Source organism: Isosphaeraceae bacterium EP7, assembly GCA_038400315.1.
In the GTDB taxonomy this organism is placed as follows: Bacteria; Planctomycetota; Planctomycetia; order Isosphaerales; family Isosphaeraceae; genus EP7.
Genome location: CP151667.1, coordinates 2221848 through 2245221, shown reverse-complemented (window position 1 = coordinate 2245221; position 23374 = coordinate 2221848). Strand labels below are relative to the sequence as shown.

The 23374-nt window shown below is 67.6% G+C and carries 18 protein-coding genes; 6 read left to right on the top strand and 12 right to left on the bottom strand.

The window, feature by feature from the left end:
* The first annotated feature begins 174 nt into the window (after positions 1-174).
* The gene (locus EP7_RS08625) at positions 175-741 is read left to right on the top strand and encodes a DUF2617 family protein (protein WP_463527442.1); all 567 of its coding nucleotides are present in this window, start codon (positions 175-177) and stop codon (positions 739-741) included.
* A gap of 4 nt (positions 742-745) precedes the next feature.
* Here the strand turns inward: EP7_RS08625 and EP7_RS08620 are convergent, their stop codons facing one another.
* Positions 746-1489, bottom strand: coding sequence for a 3-keto-disaccharide hydrolase (locus EP7_RS08620; protein WP_463527441.1), 744 nt, complete (start codon positions 1487-1489; stop codon positions 746-748).
* Between the two features lie 594 nt (positions 1490-2083).
* On the opposite strand from EP7_RS08620, the gene EP7_RS08615 reads away from it, so the two are divergent.
* A complete protein-coding gene (locus tag EP7_RS08615; protein ID WP_463527440.1) occupies positions 2084-3259 on the top strand; it encodes an ADP-ribosylglycohydrolase family protein in 1176 nt (391 codons plus the stop codon).
* Positions 3260-3369: 110 nt separating this feature from the next.
* The gene (locus EP7_RS08610) at positions 3370-3894 is read left to right on the top strand and encodes a TPR end-of-group domain-containing protein (RefSeq protein WP_463527439.1); all 525 of its coding nucleotides are present in this window, start codon (positions 3370-3372) and stop codon (positions 3892-3894) included.
* Positions 3895-3923: 29 nt separating this feature from the next.
* Here EP7_RS08610 and EP7_RS08605 read toward each other — a convergent pair whose 3' ends face one another.
* The 7 genes from EP7_RS08605 to EP7_RS08575 all read right to left on the bottom strand — a co-directional run bounded on the left by EP7_RS08605 (position 3924) and on the right by EP7_RS08575 (position 12672).
* The gene (locus EP7_RS08605; RefSeq protein WP_463527438.1) at positions 3924-4592 is read right to left on the bottom strand and encodes a hypothetical protein; all 669 of its coding nucleotides are present in this window, start codon (positions 4590-4592) and stop codon (positions 3924-3926) included.
* 288 nt (positions 4593-4880) lie between these two features.
* The gene (locus EP7_RS08600; RefSeq protein ID WP_463527437.1) at positions 4881-5795 is read right to left on the bottom strand and encodes a hypothetical protein; all 915 of its coding nucleotides are present in this window, start codon (positions 5793-5795) and stop codon (positions 4881-4883) included.
* A 435-nt stretch (positions 5796-6230) separates the two neighbouring features.
* Complete coding sequence (gene xylA / locus EP7_RS08595; protein WP_463527436.1) at positions 6231-7544, bottom strand: xylose isomerase; 1314 nt, start codon at positions 7542-7544, stop codon at positions 6231-6233.
* A 197-nt stretch (positions 7545-7741) separates the two neighbouring features.
* Positions 7742-9172, bottom strand: a complete 1431-nt coding sequence (locus tag EP7_RS08590; protein WP_463527435.1) for a PepSY-associated TM helix domain-containing protein — start codon at positions 9170-9172, stop codon at positions 7742-7744.
* Between the two features lie 816 nt (positions 9173-9988).
* Complete coding sequence (locus EP7_RS08585; RefSeq protein ID WP_463527434.1) at positions 9989-10747, bottom strand: Ig domain-containing protein; 759 nt, start codon at positions 10745-10747, stop codon at positions 9989-9991.
* 38 nt (positions 10748-10785) lie between these two features.
* Positions 10786-12066, bottom strand: coding sequence for a MotA/TolQ/ExbB proton channel family protein (locus EP7_RS08580; RefSeq protein ID WP_463527433.1), 1281 nt, complete (start codon positions 12064-12066; stop codon positions 10786-10788).
* Positions 12067-12186: 120 nt separating this feature from the next.
* On the bottom strand, positions 12187-12672 hold the full coding sequence (locus EP7_RS08575) for an L-2-amino-thiazoline-4-carboxylic acid hydrolase (RefSeq protein ID WP_463527432.1): 486 nt from the start codon (positions 12670-12672) through the stop codon (positions 12187-12189).
* A gap of 177 nt (positions 12673-12849) precedes the next feature.
* Between EP7_RS08575 and EP7_RS08570 the strand changes: the two genes are divergently transcribed.
* Complete coding sequence (locus EP7_RS08570; protein WP_463527431.1) at positions 12850-13551, top strand: DUF433 domain-containing protein; 702 nt, start codon at positions 12850-12852, stop codon at positions 13549-13551.
* A gap of 9 nt (positions 13552-13560) precedes the next feature.
* On the opposite strand, the gene uvsE is transcribed toward EP7_RS08570, so the two are convergent.
* From uvsE to EP7_RS08555, 3 genes are all read right to left on the bottom strand, one after another.
* Positions 13561-14463 (bottom strand): UV DNA damage repair endonuclease UvsE, encoded by a 903-nt coding sequence (uvsE, locus tag EP7_RS08565; protein WP_463527430.1) that lies wholly within the window; start codon positions 14461-14463, stop codon positions 13561-13563.
* A gap of 229 nt (positions 14464-14692) precedes the next feature.
* A complete protein-coding gene (locus tag EP7_RS08560) occupies positions 14693-18613 on the bottom strand; it encodes an Ig-like domain-containing protein (RefSeq protein ID WP_463527429.1) in 3921 nt (1306 codons plus the stop codon).
* A gap of 365 nt (positions 18614-18978) precedes the next feature.
* Positions 18979-19353, bottom strand: coding sequence for a hypothetical protein (locus tag EP7_RS08555; protein ID WP_463527428.1), 375 nt, complete (start codon positions 19351-19353; stop codon positions 18979-18981).
* Between the two features lie 176 nt (positions 19354-19529).
* Between EP7_RS08555 and EP7_RS08550 the strand changes: the two genes are divergently transcribed.
* On the top strand, positions 19530-20852 hold the full coding sequence (locus tag EP7_RS08550; RefSeq protein ID WP_463527427.1) for a hypothetical protein: 1323 nt from the start codon (positions 19530-19532) through the stop codon (positions 20850-20852).
* A 334-nt stretch (positions 20853-21186) separates the two neighbouring features.
* Here the strand turns inward: EP7_RS08550 and EP7_RS08545 are convergent, their stop codons facing one another.
* The gene (locus tag EP7_RS08545) at positions 21187-21513 is read right to left on the bottom strand and encodes a hypothetical protein (protein ID WP_463527426.1); all 327 of its coding nucleotides are present in this window, start codon (positions 21511-21513) and stop codon (positions 21187-21189) included.
* Between the two features lie 201 nt (positions 21514-21714).
* On the opposite strand from EP7_RS08545, the gene EP7_RS08540 reads away from it, so the two are divergent.
* Entirely contained in the window at positions 21715-23364 is a 1650-nt protein-coding gene (locus tag EP7_RS08540) for an ABC1 kinase family protein (RefSeq protein WP_463527425.1), read from the top strand.
* The last annotated feature ends 10 nt before the right edge of the window (positions 23365-23374 follow it).

Here is a 23374-nt window from a genome sequence, read left to right as displayed (position 1 = left end):
CTCTATCGCCGGCTCGCCCCCCCGTCAAGGCGGGCCGTGCGGCTGGTCGCGGCATCGGGGTTGCTCTCGGTTGATGCGGTTGGCGACGGGGTTATCGCGGCTTATGCTGGAATGAACCGCGTCCCACCAGACCGGCACGGATGGACGACGACGATAAGAGAGGGCGAGCGTGACATGGGCGTCAGCTTCGGTAAATCGCGGGTCGCCGACCTGTCCTTCCAGCTCTTCGGGCGATCGTTACATCCGGACTGGTTCGCAACCCGTGCCCACACGAGGGTGGGCGGCGACGGTTGGGAGGCCGATGTCCGGATCATTGAGGGGGGGCACACCGTCACCTGGCGGTCGGGGGCGACGAGGCTCACCGAGGTGCTGGCAGGTCCGCTGGCCGAGCTTCCCGAGTCAGGCCTGCTCTACCATTCCCCGGTCCGGCGTGATCGCTCTGCGGAACTCGACCTGGGTCTGGGCCCGCACTACCAGGCCTGCCTCGACGTCGAGCGGCTCGACGCCGAGGTCTTCGCCCATCTCTCCGAGGAGTTAACCCTGGACGCGTCGCGCGGCGACCTGTTCGTCCGCTTCGCCGTGGCCGACCGGATGGCGCCGCCGCCGCTCAGCCGCGTCCACATCGAGGCCCGGGGCCGTGGTGTCTCGATCCAGGCGTTCCACACATTCCCGGCCGAGCGTGCGATCGTCCGCACGCTCTCGCTGCTGGAGCTGGGGCGGCCCGAGGGGCTACACTCCTGAGGATTCAAGGAGTTTTCAAGATCCAGATGTTGCGGTACTGCACCGGGTTGCCGTGATCTTGCAGCATGATGGGGCCGGGCGTCGAGGGGTCTCCGCCCATGCCGGAGACGGTGTTGTCGAGTTCGATCTTAACGTCCTTGTGGATCACCTGGCCGTTCTGCCGGACGCTGATGCGGGCCGGCTCGACCTTCGTCTTGGCCTCGAACCTGGGCGGGGTGAAGTCGATATCGTAGGCCTGCCAGACGGTGGGCGCCTTGCAGGCGTTGACCAGCGGGACGGCCACCTTGTAAATGCCGCCGCAGTCATTGTCCTGGCTCTTCAGCCCATAGCTGTCCAGCACTTGCACCTCGTACCGCCCTTGCAGGTAGACGCCGCTGTTGCCCCGTCCTTGTCCCTTGGCCTCGGGCATGTAGGGCGTGCGGAACTCAACGTGCAGGCGGACGGGGACGTTGAACGTCTCCTTGGTCCGGATGTCGCCGCCTTTGACCTGAGCGGCCTTGCCGTCGACGAGCGTGAACCCGGGCGGCTTGCCGTCGCGACCGACCCAGGCGTCGAGGTCCTTGCCGTCGAAGAGGACGATGGCGCCTGCGGGCGGAGGCGTGCTCGGCGTGTCGACGCCATGCTCCGGGCTGGCCAGAGTCAAGCCGGCGATGCTGCCGTAGGGGGCGGCGCCGTCTTCGGGGGCCATCCCGGCGAGCGTGGACGCGACGAGTCCGAGGCCGACAAGACGGAGTGAGCGGGGTGACATGGCTTCGGTACTCCTGGGCGGGAAGGCTCGGCCTGTCGGGGGGCGGGAATCCGTCGGATCCGGGCCGTGTCGGAGCCATGGTGTCCGGTCCGGGCGCGGTCGTCAACGGTCGCGGGCGCTGGATTGCTTCGGTTGCGCCGTGGGCGATGACCCGCCCCCGACGATTCGGGCGGTGAGGCATTCGGGACCCCCCGACGGCGGCCGATAATCCAGGTCAGGGCGATGCCTAGACCATTCCCGGCGGGTCTTCGGCTCGGAGACCTGAACATGCGATCGCGGGCCCGATTCTCGCGCGGATCATCCGTTCAGACCCCCGGCCGGGGCGGGCCGGCGGAATCTCAACGGAAGGGCGCAGGGGGCATGGCCGGCGAGAAAAATGGCCGCGATGGAAGGGGACTTCACGCGATCCTAACTTGGGCCGGTGCCTGAATCCGGCGTTGCCGCGGGTGCGTCGCGAGGGCATGAGTGCGCGGAAAAAGTGTTGGCGTGGTGTCGCCCAATCGTTATGGTCGTGCCGTCCCGGTGAGACGGGATTTCGGCCGCCCGTTGCCCGACGAGTGGGCCGTCCCCGCGAACCGAAGGAGCCTTGACAAGATGCCTCACCTGACCCGTTCCGACCGTGCACGTGGTTGCCTGCTCGGTCTGGCCGTCGGAGATGCTCTCGGGGCCCCGCTGGAAGGGCTCAGCGCGCAACAGATCCGGGTCCATTACGGTCAGGTCGACGACTATCTGGACGGGCACAAGGCCTGGAAGAAGAAGCCGTTCCGCTGGCGGATGCCCGGGCTCTACTCGGACGACACCCAGCAGGCCCTGGCGCTGAGCGACGTGCTGCTTGCCCACGGCGAGGTCGACACGGCCGCGCTGTCGGCCCTCTACCAGCGGATGGCGACCCCGAAGGGGGCCTACGCCGGCGTGCACCGCGGCATCGGCCGGAGCTTCCGCAAGGTGCTCGACGACCTGAACGCGGGCATCGACCCGTCCAGGACCGGGCAGACGTCGGCCGGGGCCGGGGCCGCGATGCGGATCGCCCCCCTGGCGATCTACTATGTCCACGAGCCCGAGGCCCTCTTCGACGCCGTGATGGCCGCCAGCCTGATGACCCACCGGGACATCCGGAGCCTGGCGGGGGCCATGACCGTGGCCTTCGCCGCGAGGCGACTGCTCGCCGGAGCCGGCCGCGAGCCCAGCCTGATCTATCGAGTCGCCGCCGACGTCCACGCCGCGGAAGACAAGATCGCCGCGGGCTGGGGGAATCATGTGGCCGGCCTCAGCGCCCATCTGCACAGCCTCTCGACGGCCGTCGCCCGCGTCGAGCCGATGCTGGAGATGCCCCGCGAGCAGGCCCTCGCCTCGCTCGTCGAAGAGGCCAACCGCCACGGCGCCGAGCCCGTCTGCCGCAGGCCGACGATGGGCTTCGCCCCCGCCCTGGTCCCGTGCTGTCTCTACCTGCTGCTGACCACCGAGAGCCTGGAAGATGCACTCGTCGACGTGATCAACCTGGGGGGAGACGCCGACACCGCGGGCGCCATCCTGGGTGCCCTGGCCGGCGCATGTTACGGCCCGCAGGAGATCCCGACTCGCTGGCTCGACCGCCTCAAGAACAGGGCCGGCGTCGAGGCCCGCGCCGCCGCCCTCGATCTACGCTCGACCGAGGGGCTGGTCATTCCCGATCTCATCGAGACCGAGGCCGTGCTGAGCAAGGAAGAAGAGGCCTACCGCGACGGCCTGCTCGCGCTCTCCCAGCAGGCCGAGGCCCACCGCGCCCCCTGACCGATCTGACGAGAACCCCCGGGCATGCTTCCCCCGGGGGACTTTCGTGGGATAAACTGGTGGTTGAGTCCGGATGGCGAGCAACGCGGTTCTCAGGGGGCTGCTCGACGATGTCCCGGATCGTCAACGACCGGATCAAGCGGCATCTCGGCCAGGCCGAGGGCTACCTGATGCTCAATCTCCCCGAACGGGCCCTGGAGATTCTCCAGGCACGCTCGGACTGGGCGACCATGCAGTTCGAGGCGAGCCTGCTCGCCGGGGAGGCCCTTCGTAACCTGGGCCGGTTCCGTGAGGCGCTCAAGCCGCTGGAAGTCGCCTCGGGGCTGCACCCCGACGACCTGGGCGTCGCCCTGGCCCTCGGCTGGTGTTACAAACGAACCCACAGGCTGGCTCAGGCCATCGACGTGCTCGAGCGTGCCGCGCGGGTCACTCCCGAACAGCCGCTGCTGCACTACAATCTCGCCTGCTACTGGAGCCTGGCGGGTAACGCCACCAAGTCGCTCGACGAGCTGGCGCTAGCACTCGACCTGGAGCCCTCCTTGCGGGCGAAGCTCGCCGACGAGCCCGACTTCGACGCGATCCGCGGCGATCCCTCGTTCGCCCGCCTGATCGTCGGCCCCGCCCCGCTCGCCTGACCACGACGCGGGGATGTTGGACCTTGGCCTCAGCGCCTGGCCGGCGCGGCCTTCGGGGCGGCTGCGGCGACGGTGGGCTTGACCTCGAACGGCGTGCCGAGCATCGACCTCCAGATCGACTTCTGCTCGACGTCGAGCGTGCCCAGGACGACCTCGGCCAGGTCGTGGTCGGCCTGACGCGGCGGGGCCCCGTCGCGCACCTTGGCCTCGCGGTCGGCCACGGCCTTTTCCAGGGTCTGGCGTTGCTCGGGCTTCAGCTTCAGCGAATCAGCCAGGATGGGCCGGCGAATCACCGTCGAGGGGCCTTCCCATTGGATCTCGATCTGAGCCAGCCGGGCTAGCTGTTCACGGCTGAGGTGGCCGGTGAGCCATCGCTTCTGCTCGCCGTCGATCGAGCGTCGCCCCGCCAGCAACTCGCCGCCCGTCTTCCCCTTGAGCGTGGTCGCGGCGCGATACAATTCGACGATCTTCCGCTTCGCATCCTCGACCTGGTTGGGATCGAGCCTTAGCTCTTCCTGGACGTCGGGTCGGCTCAGGAACAGGATCGGCGCGGTGGCGACCCCGAGGCGGTCGTCGGGCAGTACCCAATCGTCGGCCGCGGCGGTCGTCGCGACCGACGAGCAGAGGGCCAGGAGGAGGCCCATCGCCGCGGTCCAAGGGCGTATCTGCGGCGCTCGGGTCGTCGTCCGTTGGCGCATGGGCCTTGGTCCTTGGCATCGTGTCACGGCGTCGGATTCCGGCGGTCGGGGCGGGCCGCGGCCCCCCTTCGCGGGCGACCTCCCGCCGGCCCCTGGGGCCCGGGCGCATCGAGGCCGCGGCGTTTTATACGCCCAATCGGCCGATCATGGAAGGCGACCTCCGGGCGCAGCGAGACGCCCGGACGGGTCCACACCATGGGGGGGACTCGACCGGGCGTCGCCGATCGGAGGGATCGATTTCGGACAAACCCCCCGGATCCGGTTTACAGACCGAGGAGCGAATCTCGCTCAGTTGGCCGTGGCCTTGCGGCGGGCGCTGAGGCTCCCCTTACGGGCCGCGGCCGGGGCCGGCTTGGTGGCGGTCACCGCGGCGGCCTGATCCTTCGTCGCGGCGGCGCCATCGGCGGCCTTGGTGGCGTCGGCGCTCGTCTGTTCCGCGGTGCGTCCCGGCCCGCCGGGGCCGCCGCGACCGCGGAGCTTGGAGAGGTCGAAGGGCTCGCCCATCATCTTGGTCAAGGCGGACTTCTGGCGCTTGTTCAGGACGAGACCGAGGGACTTGATGGATTCCTTGTCCAGGGCCTGCGTCTGCGCCTGGATCTTGTGCATCGCCGCCATGCGCTGTTGCTGCTGCTGCTCCTGCACGGCCGGGTCGACCGGCGGGCGATCAGCCCCCTGGCCGCCACCCCCCTGGCCACGTCCCCCCTGCCCGCCGGGGCCGCCTCGTCCGCCGAACCCTTGAAATCCGGCTCGCCAGATCTCGCCTTGCGCCTGCTGCTTGTTGTCGGCGATCTGCTTGACAGCGATTCGTTGCTCTTCGTCCATCAACAGCTTGTCGGCGATCTCCGGCTCGTTCACCGCCATCGGCCCGCGCACTTGCAGGGAGATCTCGCTCAGACGCTTGCGCTGCTTGGGGGTGAGCACCTTGGCCAAAGCCAGCTCGCCGTTCTTCTGCATGGTCTCCATCTGCACGCGCATCGCCGCGAAGTCGGGGCGTCCGCCGTTTCCACCCGCCTGGTCGGCGTTGTCGCCCTGCGCGTTGTTGTTGTTGTTATTGTTGTCCCGATTGCCGCGATTCGCCCGCATCTTCTGGAAGGCGTCGTTGCGCTCTTTGTCGATCTTGGTTCGGACCTCTTCCACCTGAGCGAGCTGCTTGGGCTCGATCTTCAGCTCTGCCTGGACGGCCGGATCCCGGATCAGGCTCATCGGGTCGGCATTCTGACCCCCAAAACCACCGCGTCCGCCGCCCCCTGGTCCGCCCCCTCCAGGTCCGCCCCGATTTCCGCGGCCGCCCCCCGGGCCTTGCTGCGTTTTCTCGGCATCCTGAGCCATTGCCGAGGCCGCGACTAGGCAGAGCGTCATCGCGTAGATCGCCGCAACGGCGAGTCGTCTGGCCGGGGTCATCGTCTCATCTCCTGCGGCCACGAGGGCCGGGCGGGGTGGGGCCGGGGGTGTCGCCGCGGCAGGACTGGGTCCAACGGGGGCGAGTGCGGATCTTCGCCCCCTATGAATCGAAGTCAGCGACAAGTGAGGTGGGAGTGGACGGAGAAACCAAAAATTGTCAGGAGGGTGCACCCGAAAGGTGTCCGGACTTGCCGCCCGGCCCCGAAACTCGTCGGCGGCCGGGCCGCGTCAACGCGGTCAGATGAACTCATTGATCAGATTCTCGAGCATCTCCTGCCGGCCGCTTTCGAAGCTCCTCACCTCGCCCTTGGGCAGGATGTATTGCTCCAACTCGGCGAAGCCGACGCCGCCGGCCTCGATCCGCTTGCCGAACTCGCCGTCCCAGCTGCGGTATCGCTCCTTCAGGAACCCGTGCAGCCGGCCGTCGGTGCGGATGGCGTGGGCCACCTTCAGGCCGCGTGCGAACGCGTCCATGCCGCCGATGTGGGCGTGGAACAGGTCGATCGGCTCGAAGCTCTCACGCCTCACCTTGGCGTCGAAGTTCACCCCGCCGGTGGTGAAGCCGCCCATGGCCAAGATCGAGAGCATGCACTGGGAAGTCAGATAGATACTCGTGGGGAACTGGTCGGTGTCCCAGCCCAGCAGCGGGTCGCCGGTGTTGGCGTCGATGGAGCCGAGCGCATTGGATCCGACGGCCACTTCAAGCTCATGCCACATCTCGTGGCCCGCCAGGGTGGCGTGGTTGGTCTCCAGGTTCAGCTTGAAGTGCGGCATCAGATCATAGGTGCGGAGGAAGTTCAGGCAGGCAGCCGCGTCGGAGTCGTACTGGTGCTTGGTCGGCTCCTTGGGCTTCGGCTCGATGTAGAACGGCCCAGTGAAGCCGATGGCCTTCTTGTGCTCGACGGCCATGTGGAAGAACCGGGCCAGGTGGTCCAGCTCGCGCTTCATGTCGGTGTTCAGCAGGGTGGAGTAGCCCTCGCGGCCCCCCCAGAAGGTGTAGCCCAGGCCGCCCAGGTTGTGGGTCACCTCCATCGCCTTCTTCACCTGCGCGGCCGCGTGGGCGAAGACCTCGACGTTGGGGCTGGTTGCGGCCCCGTGCATATATCTGGGATGCGAGAAGAGGTTGGCGGTCCCCCAGAGCAGCTTCACACCGGTCCGGCCTTGCTCGTCGGCGAGGACCTTGGCCACCTCGTCGAGGTTAGAGTGGCTCTCCCTGAGCGTGGCCCCCTCGGGAGAGACGTCGCGGTCGTGGAACGCGTAGAACGGGGCGCCCAGCTTCTCGATGAACTCGAACGCCACCTTGACCCGCTTCTGGGCGTTGGCGACGCTCTTCGTCCCGTCATCCCAGGGCCTCACGGCCGTGCCGGCACCGAACTGGTCAGTCAGCGGATTGGCGAAGGTGTGCCAGTAGACGACCGAGAACCGCAGGTGGTCCTTCATCGTCTTGTCGCCGACCATCTCGTTCGCGTTGTAGTGCTTAAATTCGAGCGGGTTGCGAGACTTGGGCCCGCCGAACTGGATCTTTGGCACGCCTGCAAAGAATTCAGACATCGCGACTCATACCCCAGTCAAACGCCTGGCGCGAACCTCGTCACGCCCACCCCGCATCTCGACCCCGCGAACCGGGCCAGTCTAGGGTTCTTGGGGCAACGGGGCAAGGTCTCGTCCGCCGGCTTCGGGGGGATCAGGCCGCGGACCCTGACCCATATGAGGTCGCTCCGCTTCATCCACGTGCTCCATCGTCACATTCAGGCCCTGGCCTCGCTGGCGAACACCTCGGAGCGATGATCCGTAACCTGGAGTCCCAGCCAATTTCGAACCCTCGGGATCCGGCGCAGCAGCGTCCATTCGAGGACCAGCACCGCGATGAGGGAGGCTCCGAACAGCGGGAGGTAGACTCCGAAGAGGACAACCAGGACCATCAGGCCGATCGAGAATTGTGGTCGGACGAGGACCCTGGGGGCACCCAGGACGCCGGACTCGCGCCTCCGCCACCAGAGGACAACCGAACTGACGCTCAGGAGGACCAGGCCGGACGCGGTCGCCAGGCCGATCAGTTGATTGGGCCAGCCGAAGAGGCGACCCTCGTGGACGGCGATCCCCGTGCCCACGACCCGGTCGATGATGTGGCGATCGCCGAAGTCTTTACGGGTTTTGATCTCGCCCGTCGCCCCGTCCATGGTCAGGGCGACTTGATAGGGGCGGTTGGCCGTCATCGACTTGGCGGTCCACTCGGGGCTCGTACCCTCGAACGATTTCGCGCCCGGCGGCGCGATGACCACGGGGGGCGTCAGCTGGAGCGGCCTGATCGTGGCCACGATCCGGTCGATCGCCGAGAGGTCGACCGGAGCGCCGGCATCGGCCCGTCCCCCGCCCATCGACCCGTGGCCGGCATGCTCATCCGCGCCACGAGTCTCGGCCCGGACCGGCTTCGGAACCTCTCCGTTCGACCACTCCTGGCGGGCCACCGCAGTCCCGGTCAGCCGCCGGACATTGCGGAAGTAGTCGCCCCAGAACTTGGCCCAGGGAAGCCCGGTGAGCAGCAAGATGAGCGCGAAACCGGAGATCCAGAAGCCGGTGACCCCGTGGATGTCGCGCCAGAAGACCCTCGAGCCACGCGCCAGCCGCGGGTAGACCACGCCGCCCATCCTGCTCGTGCCGCGTGGCCACCAGAGGTAAAGGCCGGTGACGATCATGACGATCGCCCACGAGGCGGCCAGCTCGACGACCGCGGAGCCCCTGCTGCCCATCAGCAGCTCGCCGTGAACCTTGAAGAGCCATCGCATGAGGCGATCCTCTTCCGCGACCGAGTGCAGCACTTGCAGCGTCACGGGATGCACGTAGACCCGCTGAGCCTTTCCCTGCTGTCCGACGACGACCCGCACCGACGCATCGTCGACGACCGGAATCTCATAGGCGCCGAATGTCGAACCGGGGAACGCCGCCAGCGCCGCGCCAACCTGGGCTGCGGCCGACGCGGGCTGCCCTTTGATGGGAAGATGATCATAGGGTCGATCGACCCACGATTCGATCTCCTCTTTGAAGAGATAGACCGAGCCGCTGATGGAGAGCACGATGACGAACGGGATGCAGACGATGCCGGCGTAGAAATGCCAGCGCCAGACGGCCCGATAATCGGGCCAGGACTTCAACTCGGATCGCGGCTCGGTCTCGATCATGGGGAGGCTCCGTGAAGCTGATTCGGATCAGTGCGCGTATGCCGAGCTCGCCGCGTCGGGCGCGTCTCGATGTGGTCAACTCGTTCTCGTCGATAACCTTGGCGCGAGCCGGCCACGTCTCGCCACATCTGTGTACGTGTGTGGGCTCGATCCGTCGCATCGGAGCGAGGATCGGTCTCACGGTCGTCGAAGAAAATGCCCCGAGTTCAGGCGACGGCCGGGAGGTCCGGCGGGTCGTCCAGGCGGGAGGCCCGAGGAGGGGGGAACATGCACCGGGCGGAGGCGGGGATGAGCCTCGATCTCTGGGCGAAAAGCGGTGGAGCGCACGCGGCCAGGATCGCGGACCGGCCGAATGTTCCGGACGACGGGGAGCTCGGAAGGCCCGGGTCGCCGCAAGGAGCAGATTCGAGGCAAGGCGTCGAATCCTCCTGCACCGCGACAGGATCGGGCGGAGCCTCGCGTGGTTCCACCCCCCTCGGCTTGCAGCAGCAGGAGGCTAGCCGACACCTGTCGCCGCACCTGCAATGATGGCCCCGTTGTTGGGCATCAAAGGCGGGGGCCGAAGAGACCGAGGACGCAAAAGAAAAGTCACCCCATCCGAATCCGAGCAGCATCAAGATCGCTGGCATCAGCCGGCGAGCACGCTTGGTGGTCGGGAAACATCCGGGGTGGGACTTCACTCGCGGCGACTTTCAGGCGGGCGGGAGGCTGCATCTCGAGGATTATGAGCCGCATCGTGACAGCCCTGGAAGGGCCGGTCAAGGACCAGGGATAAGCACGCGGGTTGGCCGAGGTCTCGGGTTCTGCCTCTCGCACTCAGACCTGGAACGGCGGCTTCCAGAGCCAGATGGCGAGCACCACCGTGGCGAGCAGTGTGGCCCCGCCAACGAACATGCGATAGGCCAGGAAACGGCGGCGGGAGGGGTTGCCCAGGCGACGCTCAAGGTCGGCCAGGGCACTCATGCCGACGACCCCGACGAGGGCCACGACCAGGAACCCGAAGCCGTTCTCGGCCCAGGAACGCCAGGGGACGGGCGGAAGCGCGGGCTTGAACCTCGAAGCGAACCCGAGCGGGGCGTCGGGCTTATAGACGACCAGCGTCGTCGTGGCCGTCGCCCTGGACAGCCCGTCGCCCACGGAGAGCGTCAAGGGGCTGGGCTGCGTCATCCCTTTCAGCGGAGTGCCGCCGAGGATGCCCGTCTTGGTGTCGACCTTGATTCCTTCGGGAAGCTCGCCCATCACCGACCAGGAGAGCGGTCCTTTGCCCCCCGTGGCCGAGAGCGCCACCGCATAAGGCCGGCCGGCGATGGCCTCGGGCAGTTGCGCGGGGGTGACGATGGCCAGCTTCGGCCCCTCATCGGCGCCCGCACCTGGCTTGGGCAGGTCGACCGCCTTGGGGATCAGGGCCATGATGACCATGGTCAGAAGCAGGATGAACAGCAGGGCCCCGGTGAGCTTGGTGACCACGACGGCGACGAACGAGTCTTCGCCCGAGCCCCCGAACTCCATCCCGCCTCCGCCTCGACCGCCTCGCCTCGATCGCCGCATGGTCGCCGGCCCCCATCCTTGGGTCATCGCTCACGAAACTCGAGCCCGCCGCCCTGCCCCGCCGTTCAGGCCGCTCGCTCATCGGAGGTCGGGCCGTAGTTAGTCGGGATCATCTTCTTAACGATGTTGCGGTACAGCGTGTTGCCCTGCTCCATGCTCACCTGGAGCAGGTCGATCGTGTCCTTCAGGCTGCCCAGGGTCCGGGCGAGCTGCTCCTGCGTGGCACGATTGGAGCGTTCGTAGACGGCCGCCCACGACTGCGACATCGCCTCGATCGCATTGCCCGTGCGGTCGATCCCGCGGAGGACTGCGTCCATCCGCTCGTCGGGCTCGCCCAACTCTCCGATCTGGGCCTCGATCCGTGCCAGGACCGCGACGCCGCGACGCATCGAATCGCCCGCTTCACCCAATGATCCGAGGCTCTCGCCGATCCGCCCGATGGCGTCGGCCCCGCGCTGGAATCCGGCGACCGTGGCCGGCAGGCGGTCGACCGTCTCGGCAAACCGCTCGACGTGCGGGCCGAACCCCTGGCCCAGGTGCGACGCCAGGTCGGCCATGTGCGCGGCCAGGGCATCGAGCTTCGGGCCCAGGACGGCGATCAGCTCGGCCGCGATCGGCGTCGTCGGGCCGGAGTCGAAGACGGGAAGGGCTCGCTCCATGATCCAGCGGTCGACCCGCGCCAGCACGTCGTCCGACCGGCGAGTCACCAGCGTCAGGACGAACATCAGCGAGGCGCTCAGGAAGAGGGCCAGCAGGGTGCTATCGAAGGCGACCTGCAAGGCCGAGGTCACGCTGGTCAGGTTGCTCATGAACCCGTCCAGGTCCTTGACCATTGGCAAAACCCGGCTGATGTTCATCAGGGCCTTGGAGATGCCTTCGACCGTGCCGATGAAGCCGATCACCGGCAGCAAGTAGAGGATATAACGAGGCAGCGTGAACCGCCCCGCGGCATGCTCCTGGTCCAGGCCCGAGGCCTCGCGGTTCAGTTCCATGAGCTGATCGGGAGACGGCGCCCTCGCCCCGGCAGGCCTGACGCCTAGCTGACGCAGGCGGGACGGCAGGACGCGACCATCTGCCGTGGAGACGTCGCCGGGGCGGGCCAGCATCGAGGGGGCCTCGGCGAAGGCTCGCTCCTCGCGCCGAAGTCGCAAGACCTCCATCGTCAGGGCGATGAGCGCCCAGCCGTAGATCAAGGTCCCGACGTACTGCTCCCACCCTCGCTCGAACATGAGCGTCGGGTTGAAGATCATGAGCGAGATTGGGAACGCCAGGGCGAGGGCCAGAGCGGCGAATGTGGCCGGGTAGGCCAGCCTTGACGGCTCGTGGGCGGCGGTCGACGTGCTCAAGGGCCCATCCTCCTGACGAACTCAAGGGCCGGGCCAATCCAATGCGCCTCGGCCGTCGCGGGCGTGCGGGTTCCACCCGGCACGACACGCCACCTGAACGGCATCGGCCGGCGCTCCGGCTCAACTTGAGGGGGGTTCACCAGAATTTGCCCTGAACCGGAAATCACAGTGGTCGGCCCCCTCCATGATGGTCTGGGTCCGGGTCAGCCTGATGTCCGGATTGAATCCTTCGGCAAGTGTGTAATCCCTGACGCAACTGAGACTTGGCCCCAATTTTTCGAGCCCGAGGGCCTTGTACATCTCGGCATAGCGGCAGCGTGTGACGTCGAAGTCGAGCCGATCTGGCGATTGCTCGATCATCCGGATTTCCAGGGCCCCGCCCTGGCTCCACCGGCCCAGGCAGGCGGAGAATGCTTCCAGACTGGTCTGGCCGAACTGCCTGGCCAGGTCGGCACCGGCGTCGAGGGCCAGCCGCTCGATCACCCGGCCTAGCAGGGCCAAGGCCCGCTCCTCGCCGATCTCCTCGCGGACCGCCTGGATCAGGGGAGCCACGATCTTTGCTTCGATCTCGCGCTGTTTCAGTAGGGTCAGTGCCTCGTCGGCCATCGCCGGACCTCCCCCCTTGGTAGCCTCGTTCGCGGACGTCCACACCCATCTTACTCGGGCTTCGACCGTCCGTGCCGGTTGAATGGACGGCCGGGACTCCGTATCGTGGCGGGGCCTCGTCGCGCCCGGATGTGCGCCGGGGCGGCAATTGAGCGGGCAGCAGGAGGCGATGGCGCGATGGTAGGGCTCTTTGATCGACTGACGTTCGGCGACACGGGGCCCACCGTGGGCGAGACCAATCGGCCGACGCGCGACGTGCTTGAACGGATCGAGGCGGGCGAGACCCCCTCCACGCTCGGCCTGCCGGTCCTCGACGTCATCGCCGCCCTCGCCTTCGAGGCGCTGGGGGGCGAGAAGTCGCTGGGTCTCCCGCTGATCAAGGGCGAACCCAGGCGTCCCGCGATCGCCAAGGCCCTGTCCGAGCCCGCGCTGGCGGCCTGGCTTCCCAACGCCGCGAGGCCGGCCCGGCTCGCCCTGTCCGCCGGCTTGCTCCAGATCTTCGAGGAGTGGAGCGCCAGTCACGAGGCCGCTCAGGAAGCAGACGACCTCGGCGAGGACAAGGTGGCCGGCTACTGGCACGCCATCGCCCACCGCCGCGAGCCCGACGCCGGCAACGCCACTTACTGGTTCCGCAGGATTGGCCGCCACCCCGTCTTCGGCGCCATGGAACGCACCATCGCGACCTGGCCGACGGATGAGCCCAATCCCGCGCCCGTCGACCGCCTGGTCAAAGGGGGCGAGTGGGATCCGCTCGGCTTCATCAACTGGTGCGACCAGGCCAGGCCCGGTTCCCCGACCCTTTCCGTCGGTCGCAGGCTCCAGCGGGCCGAGATGATCTGGCTGCTGGAATACACCGCCGAGGTCGCCGGGGTCCGCTGACCGGGGGGATCAGGCCAGGGCCAGGGCAGCGGCCAGGTTCCGCACGGCACGTTCCTTGGCCTTGGCCTCCACCTCGACGGTGATTTCCCGCCCTCGCCAGCAGTCGGGGAAATCGCGAGGGTCGATCTCGTCGTGGTGTCGCAGGGGCTTCGGCCCATCCCAACCGTCGATCGGGCTGGAGATGTGGAAGAGGGGCTCGCGATCCCAGGTCGTCAGGGCCGCCTCGGTGGCCTCCTCGACGCTCAGCCCATCGGCCAGGCAGCGGTGATGGTGGACGTCGTAGACCAGCGGAACGCCATTCGTCCGGCAGGCCGCGATCATGTCGGCCGGGGCGAAGCTCTTATCGTCGTTCTCCACGGTCAAGCGACGCCTGGCTCGGTCGGGCAGAAGTTCGAGTCGACGGCAGAACGTCTCCACCGCCGAGGCCTTGTCGCCGTAAACGCCGCCGATGTGGACGTTCAGGACATCCGCGTTGATCCACTCGGCCACTTCCGCCTGATAGTCCAGCTCATCGATCGACTTCTCGACGACGTCGGGCCGGTTCGAGTTGATCACGACGAACTGGTCGGGGTGGAAGACGGTCCGGATGTCGCGAGCACGGGCGAATGAGCCGCAGGCTCGGAACGCCTCGACAATCGCGGCCGCTTCGGGCAGGTCGTCCACGCGGTAGCCGGTCTGTGGGTGGGTCTTCACCGGCAGGATCTGGCTGTTGACTCGGAAACAGCCGATCCCGGTCCTGTCGCAGTATTGCAGGGCCGCCATCAGGGCCTGTGCGTTCTCCAGGCAGAGGGCCGATAGTTTGACCGCACGCGCCTCGGGCGCCAGCTTCAGGAGCGACGTGGCGGTTGTGGTGCGGAACTTGATCGGCTCGTCGACGAACAGGCAGCAAAGGCCCAGCCTCGGGCTACGCATGATCGGCTTCTCCCGGCGCTTCGCGTTTTCGGGCCCCTGAGATTGTAGGCGGCCGTCGACCGCTCCATTCCGGCCTCATCCCGCCGCCCAACCTCGGCCCGACGTCGAAGGGAACGCCTCGTCCGCCGGGCCCGATTCCGCTCCGACCCGGACAGTCTCGTAGACGCCAATCGCCCCAGGATCCTCATCGAGAACGGTCGCCCGAGGCACGAGTGACGGGATCGTCCCCTCAGTCCCGGAACGACTTCGAGCCGAGGTCTCGGCCGACAAGCAGGTTAAGTCCCGCCCTACCGACGGGTGTGAGCGGCCGGGTCTGCACGACCCCCTTCGACCCGAGCGACGTCAGCGGCCGCGACCATGAGCGCGTAAGGATCAACGCGGCCGAGGGGACGCTCCTGGTCGATCCGGTCGCGGTCGTCTTGCTGGAAGCCCCCACGCCTTCGATGGACGCCGCGTGCAACGCCGTTGCGATTGGATTCGCCGTCGTGGGCGCGGGGCTCGCCTGCGTCGGCGACGCGCTTGTCGCGACCGCGGGACTCGTCTGAATCGTCGCCGAGGCGTTCGTTTTCACGCGGGGTGGGTTGATCGTCAGGGTGAGCGATTTCGGCGGCCCGACATTGCCCGCCGCGTCGACGGCCCGGACCTGGAGCGTGTTATTCCCCACCGACAGTCCGGTGGGGATGAAGGATCCCACCCTGCCGAGCGGGATGTATGGCCCCGAAGTACCCACGCGGTATTCGTACCAGTCGTCGGCCCTCGCCCACTGGATCAGCACGAAGCCGAACATGGACGTGAGGCTAGGGACGATCGGCGGCGTGGCCGTCTTCACGGTGACCTTGATCGTCGGCCCGTCGATCGAGTTGCCCGCGGCGTCGACGATCCGGAACCCGTACTGGTAGACGCCGTCGGCGACTGGAGTCACTTCGCCGATCGAGCCCGGCCCGACCCTCCTGGACACCACTACGCCGTTGCGCAGCAAGTAGGTCGTGTCCGTCGGGGCCCCTGTTGCCACGAACGCCGGGGTCTGCACATTCGTAATCCCGTCGGTCGACGAACGCCCGGTGTCGAGCGCGGCAGGAAGTTGGAGTGAATACGCCTTCGGCACGACGGTGTCGTAGGTGAACTGGAGTGAGGCGGCCGGCCCCGCATTGCCGAGCGCGTCGACCCCACGGACCCAGACCGTCACCGACCCCTGCGTGAGGCCCGCCGGCAGGAATCCCGCCGGAGAGGCCACGGCCACCCAGGCCCCGTTGCCCACCTTAGCTTGATAACGCGAGGCCGAAGCGTCGGCCTTGAACGTCACCCGGCCGTCCTTCGTCAGGCGGTCATGGGCGTCCGACCCGGTATCTGAGACTAACGCCAGGCCGGTTGGGGCGAGGGGGACGGCGGCGGCCATCGACAGCCTGGCGTCGATGTAAGCCAGTCCGTTGACGGTCCCCGAGTCGACCCAGAAGGCAAGCCCCGGATTCGTGCCCGGCGGCACGTTCAATCGGTTGTTGAAGATTGAGTACAGCCCCTCGCCTGGTTCGGTCGCCAGCACGTCACCAAGCCGCAGCGAGGGGATCGCGGCGCCCCCCGCGGCTAGGCGGGCTGCTAGGAACGAGGGCGACCACACGACGACGTTGTCGGCGATGGTCGCCGTGAGATAGACGCGGCCACCGTTACTCTTGATATACGCGCTGTGCTCCACGCCGACCCAGATTCCCCCGGGCGAGTCTTCCACCGTGTTGCCCGTGATCGAAGCCCCAAGGAACGGGACGTGCGACCAGCCCCACATCACGGGGCTTTCCGAGGGGGCCGCGGTCAGCTTCATCCCCCCGCTCCCCCCCAGAAGACGATTCTCCGCCACGACCGTGCCGAAGTGATTGCCCACCAGCACCAGGCCGATCGCCGAGCTGCTCCCACGGGCGTCAATCAGGTTACCGCTGAAGGACTCGCCGACAAATCCGGGGACGATCGAGATGGCCGAGCTGCCCGCCGGCAGGGGAGAGTCCAGCAGGTACGTCGTCGCGCTGATAGCCTGCAAGATCCGCCGGTACTGGCCGGCCGCCGGTCCGTCGAGGATGGCCAGGACGTCGCCCGCCTGGCCGCCTCCCCCCTGCGGGGTCGGGATCTGCACCACCCGCCTGTCGGCCGAGACCGCCTGCAACGTGCCTTCGAAGCGAATCCCATAAGACTCCGTCAGGATGATCTCGGGCGCATTGGGGTTGGGATGGCTGTCGGAATCCATCGGCCCGATGCCCACGATCGTGTTGTCCTGAACCTTATCTCCCACGCCGCTGCCCGTCATCACGACGGCCCTGTACGCCTTGCCCGTCCCGGCGGAAGGCTTCAGCGTGTTGCCGCTGAGGACCAGGTCATAGGTGAGGTGGCCGGCGAACGCGGTGTAGCAGTACGTATTGTCCACGGTCCCTAGATAGGTGTTCCCCGTGATCGTCCAGGGGCCTCGGTAGAACTCGGTCGGCCCTCCCTTCAGGGTGTTGCCCACCAGCCGGCCCCCCTGCGCCGAGACCAGCCGGAACAGCCGCGGGGCTTCTTCCCATCCGCTGAGCACCGGGGAGCTCTCGACGTCCAGGTTCGTGAAGGCCAGGTTCACCTTGGCGTTGCCCTGGAAGCCGTCCAGATTGTCGGTCGTCCCGACGATCGCGGGCCCGTAGCTGACGCCGTTATTCCACCTCACCGGCCCGCCAAAGCGGACGGAGAAGCCATCGAGGGTCGTGTTGCCCGCGTGGACCTTGATCGCCGCCGTCCAGGGCGCGTCGCCGGCCTGCTGCGTGAACCTGAGCACGGTTCCCGGGGCCCCTTTGATCGTCACCGCACTCTTCAAGACCAGCGGGCTCGTCAACGTGTAGGTGCCCGCCGTCAGCTGGACGATGCCGAATCGATTGGCCAGGTCGTTCAGGTCGTCGCCGGGCCTGGCCACGACGCTCGAGGCGGCGGGCTTGGGCGCCAGCTTCGACAGGTCCACCGCTCCGCCCGCCAGGGTGGCGACCGTCATTGTGCCGTCATCGAGGGTCAGACGCAGGGTCAGGGACGACCCAGCTTCGTTGCGTACGGCGACGAATGAGAGCGTTGCCGTTGGTGAGCTCGCGGTCGTGCGGCGGAAAGCCAGCGTCCCAGCATTGGGGTCCGCGTAAGGGTTTTGCCCCGCGGCCTTGTAAGTCCAGCTCAGGCCGACCGAGCTGCTCAGTGTGGCTGACACAACCGCCCGCCCGGCGGGCAGTCCGTTGACCGTGAAGCCCACTGCCCCGAGTCCGGTCAGGTCGGCACCGTCCTGGCCTGTCCAGGTGGCGGAGACCGTCCCGAAGCCGACCGTCGGTGGCGCGGCGGCCACGACGGCCAGGGTCGGGTTGACCACGCTCGCCGAGAGCGTGCTCGTGTCCGTCTTGCCGTTGGCGTACTCGATCTGGACCTGGACCGATTGCCCGGCGAGCGTGCCGATGGCCGAGAAATAGAGGTCGGCCTTCGTCGGGTCGCCCGCCCGACGGATCAGCTCGGCATTGTTCGCCAGCGTGCGATTCGTGCCGTATCGCCAGGTCGTGCCGCCCGAGGAACTCAGCGTGGCCGCACTGATGGAGTCGCCGGGCGAGAGGTTCGAGAGGACCAGATGGACATCCACGAGTCCGTCAGGGCCCACGCCGGGCCCGGGGCTGACCAGGTCCTTGCCGTCCTGCCCCGACCAGGCGACGGCCATCTTCGTCGTGGGCATCCGCAGGTTGGGATCGGCCGCCCCGCCGGCGACCCAGATGACCTCGGTCGCCCCGTCCCCATAGGTGATGTCGAACTGGAACGGGCGGCCCGTCTCAACCTGGTAGGGCTCGAAGAAGAGGTCCGCGGTCGTCGCTCCCGCGTCTCGCACCACGGCGACGCCCCACCCATCCGCGGGTGACGCAACGCCCGGAGCGTTGTACGCCCACTGGCCGCTGCCATAGCCGCGGATGAGGACCTTGCCCAGCGCACGGTCTCCCGCCAGCCCCGTGAGCCTGACGTGCATGTCCTGCACGCCGTCGGGGGCGAGGTTGTTCCAGGGGCCGGTGAAGTCCTGCCCATCCTGGCCGATCCACGTTCCCACGGGCGATGAGGCCATGAGTAGGCGAGATTCGAGCGGTGTGATGGTTGGCCTGACGGACCTGCGTCGTCCATTTCGCATCGGTGGGTGCTCCGAAAGGGCGTCGCGACGTGCGAGCTTCCTTGCTGGTGCTATCCCACCCCCCGGTCCGTGCGGGTGTCTCATCTCGGTGCGGACGATCTCCCGGGCCGCGCAGCCGCATGCCCGACGGACCTCGTCGCACGAGGGACCGGTACGCGGGTTGGCCCAGTAGATGGAGATATTTCGACTTTTTTGGCCTTGATGGCCCGGGCTTCGTCAGGCCGAAAGGAGTCGAACATCCGTCGGGCACCGGAGAAATCTAGTGCGCGACTTGCACGTTATACCCGGGTGTCGGCACTATTTCGAGAAATTCCCGGATCGCATCGATAAAATCATTGCACGTGACAAATCCATGATATCTGGCATTAGGCGATTCGTTCGCGGTCCAGAAGCAGGAACAGGGCGATCCCGAGCGATGGCACGACGCAGAACAGGGGGAGGGTCGCCACGATCAGCCATCGGCGTCGCCCCGCACGCTCCACCAGCACCAGGGCCGCCCATCCGGCCGTGAGGAAGAAGTCGAGCATCGCCAGGTCGAAGACCCGGTCGTCGCGCAACAGCTCCCAGAATCGGGGAGAGTCCAGGCCGATCGTCCGGCGGATCTCGTTGACGAGCCAGCCGCCGACCGTGATGGCCACCGTCAGCATCAACCAGCCGATCACCGGGCGGGCGCTCAGGGGCCTCACGGCTCGGGACGACGGGCCCGCCCCGGTCTCCTGATCGGCATCGGAAGTACTCATGAATGATGACCCAGGAAATTGGCGAGAAGGGAAAATGCGCCGCGCAACTCCTGCCCGGCGACTTAGAATCTTAAGGCATCGCGTGGCCCGGGTGGCATGCGAATCGCATCCAGTCCTGGCGTCCGAATCTCCTGCGGCCGAACCGCAGCGCCTCGAGCGACCGAGAAATAACCATCATGCACCGGCACCCGTTCCGCGAGGCCGCCAGAATCGCGGCCCTGATCCTATCCCCGGTCGTGGCACTGGCCCTTTCGCCCGAGTCCTCGGCCCAGGTAACCCTGATCCCGGCGCAGGCCCAGTCCTACGCCCCTTCGCTGATGCCAGCCCCCGTCCCCGCGTCAGGCGGCCTGAACGGCATCGCCAACCGGGTGGCCGAGGAGGTTCGCCAGCTTGGCCACGCGATCGGCCTCGACCTGGGGCGTACCCCGAACGGCCCGGCGCTGATCGACGACGTCCGCGAGCTAGCCCTCAGCCTCGACGATTTCCGCAACGTCATCCGCGGCCAGCAAGACCCCAACCAGATCCGCCAGGCGTATGCGGGGGTCGATGGGACCTGGCAATACCTCCAGTCGAGCCTCTCCGCCGCGGGCGTCTCGTCGCCGGCCGTCGACCGCGGGATGGCGCGGGTCGGTCAGGCCCAGACCGAGCTGCGTCAGGCGCTCGGGTTCTCACCCGGCTACGGCCCGGGGGCCCCTAGCAGTCAGGATGAGGCCAGGCGACTCGCCGATATCCTGGCCCAGCGGACCGGTGACCTCGCCCGTGCCACCCGGTTCGAGATGATGGCCGCCCCCGGCGGCAATCGACTGGTGCGCGATGCCGACGACCTCGACCGCGCCGCCGGCCAATATGAGGTTGCCCTGTCGACTCCGGGCTTCCCCCCCGAGCTCGCCCCGACCCAGTTTCGCCCCGTCGCCGACCTGATCGATCGCGTGGGCCGTTCGCTCTCCTCGACGCCCCCGACCCGCGGCGTGCTTAGCGCCTGGCGCTCGGTGAACCAAGCCGCCGAATTGATCCGCCAGAGCGACCCGACCTACCAGCCTCCGGTGGTCGTCAATCCAATCCCCCCGTTCAGGCCGCAGCCTCCGATTCGGCCGTACCCGCCGATCGATCACGTCGTGCTGAGGCCCGTGCCCGCACCGGTGGAAGTGAACGCCTTGTCCGACCAACTTGTCGGGCAGGTTTCGGACTTCCTCCGCGTCTTCAGCTCCAATTCGGCGCAAGTTCCCGAGCGCGCCGGATTCCTCAGCGACGCCGAGCGCCTGCGAATTGCGGCCATCAAGTTCCAACGGGATGCCTCGACGGGCATGACCGTCGGAGACCTCGCTTTCCGCTACCGCGACGTCGACGCCTCGTACCGCCGCCTGGCCCGCCGCACCGACCGCGTGGCCAAAGGCCGGCTCGGGCCCAACATCGCGCAGATCGGCGTCATGGGCCAGACCTGCTCACAGATTGCCGACTACCTCGCCCTGCCCGGCTATCCTGCATTCATCCCGCACTGAGCGGGTCATCGCCGGACGGATGCTCGTCCGATTCCGAACGCGCAACCGGCGGCACGTCTCGCCGTCGGTTGCGGCTTCGGGCGCAGCGAGACGACCCCGACCCTGAAGGATCCGGGTGTCAGAACCACCGAGTGATGCGCATGAAATCGGCCGCGAGCACGCCGAGCTGGACTCGATGGTCAGCAGCTTCGGCACACTCTCGGCTCGCTTGGTCGGAACCGCGATTCGATAGGTTCGAGATCCGGCGCAGATTTTCGGTTCAGGCGAGGGCGACCTGCTGGAAAGTCGCGAACCGGGCGGGCGTTGATCGTGAGGAGGGCGTGTCGTGCATCGCTCAGCGCTCGTTGAGGACGCGCTGGGTGACTTCACGCTCGCAGATTTTGCACCACTTCCAGCGGCCGGTGCCGATGGCTTCGTCGAGGTTTGTCTTGGCGAGGGCGACCGATCGATACCAGAATTTGGATTCGACGCCGCCAACCTTGTCCAGCTTGACACAACGGGCGAAATGCAACAGGTTCGTGCCGGCGCGGACGGCCGTGCGCTTGGCGCCCGGCTCGGGAACCATGCCGTGGAAGATGAACCCGATGGCCTCAAGCCTCGTCTCGGCGAAGTCGTCGGCGGTCTCGAGCGGCCGGACACCGATCTGCTCCTGCGTGGACATAACCAGTGGCCCCGAAGTAACATCTTGCGGCATCATGAATTAGAAGCTTACTCTACCGGATTGAACCCGGCCATGCAAGGGCGGATGGCTCGGCGGCGGCCACGGCAGACGTCGCCGAGGCGCTTCGACGCACCGAATCCAGGCCCGTCCCGGGCCGCGAATCTCCCCCGGCCCGGGCCGTCGACGAGGGACTGACAGGCCGTGATTCGAGAGACCGTCGGCCACTTGCGCGACCTGCCGCGCTACAGCCAGATCCTGGCCACGCTGGTCCGCTACGGCTACCACGACGTCGTCGTGGCCTTGCGCCTGGAACGACTCATCGGGCCCATCGAACGCGTGGCCATGGGCGAGGGGGTCCCGCCCCCGGAGCGGGCCATCCGCTTGCGCATGGTCTGCGAGGACCTGGGGCCTACCTTCGTCAAGCTCGGGCAGGTCCTCAGCACCCGCGCCGACCTGCTCCCGGAGGCCTACACTACCGAGCTGGCCCGGCTGCGCGACGATGTCCGCCCCTTCCCCTTCGCCGAGGCCGAGGCCATCTTGGCCGAAGAATACGGCAAGCCATTGGCCGAGGTCTTCGCCGCCGTCGATCCCGAGCCGATCGCCTCGGCGTCGGTCTCGCAGGTCTACCGGGCCACCACGTTCGACGGCCGGACCCTGGCCCTGAAAGTCCGCCGCCCCAACATCGACAAGATCATCCAGGCCGACCTGGACATCCTCAGGAATCTCGCCGCGCTGGCCGACCGGCACCTCGCCTTCATGGCCCCCTACGCGCCCATCGAGCTGGCACGCGAGTTCGAGCGTTCGCTGCGCCGCGAACTCGACTTCACCGTCGAACGCCGGACGATGGAGCGCTGCCGCCAGCAGTTCGAGGGTGACTCCACGGCCCACATTCCTGAGACGTATGCCGAGTACTCCACGGGCCGAGTGCTGGCGATGGAGTTCATCGAGGGGGTCTCGCCCGCCGACGCCGAGGCCCTGGCACGCCTTGGCCTCGACCCCGCCAAGGTGGCCTGCACCGGTGCCCGGATCCTGCTGGAGATGATCTTCCGCCACGGCTTTTTCCATGCCGACCCGCACCCGGGGAACCTCAGGGTCCTCCCCGGCGGCGTGATCGCGCCGCTGGACTTCGGGATGTTCGGCCACCTCGACTCGCCGACGCGCGAGCGGATCGCCGACGTACTGCACGCCCTGATGACCCAGGATGTCGATCGCCTGATCCGGGCCCTGGACGGCCTCGACATCCGCCCAGAATCGACCGACACGCGGGCCCTGCACCGCGAGCTGGCCGAGCTGGTCTCGGCCTACAGCGACCTGACGCTGGACGCGATCGACCTGTCCCACCTGCTTCACGACCTCTTCGCCTTGGTCCGAGTCCACCGCCTGAAGATCCCGCCCGACCTGGTCCTGCTCATCCGCTCGCTGGTCACCATCGAAGGCGTAGGCCGCAGGCTAGATCCCCATTTCGATATCGGCGCCCAGCTTTTGCCGCTGCTGCGTCACCTTATTCTCAGGCGATTCAGCCCCTGGAGGCTGCTCACCCGGTCGATCCGCACGGCCGAAGACTTCCAGCGCATCGCCACCCTGCTCCCCGAAGTCCTCGGCCAGTCGCTGGAATCGATCCGCCGCGGCGAGCTGACCGTCAAGTTCGACCTCCAGCACTTCGAGGACCTGGTCCGCCAGCTCATCCGGGCCGGCAACGTCCTGGCGGCCTCCGTCGTCATCGCCGGGCTCATCATCGGCTCGGCTTTGGTGCTTCGCGCCGGGGTCGGGCCCGCCATGGTCAGCTACACGGGCTACGGCGTCGCCTTCCTCCTGGGTCTCTGGCTCATCTGGTATATGTTCCGCAAATAGGGTCATGACG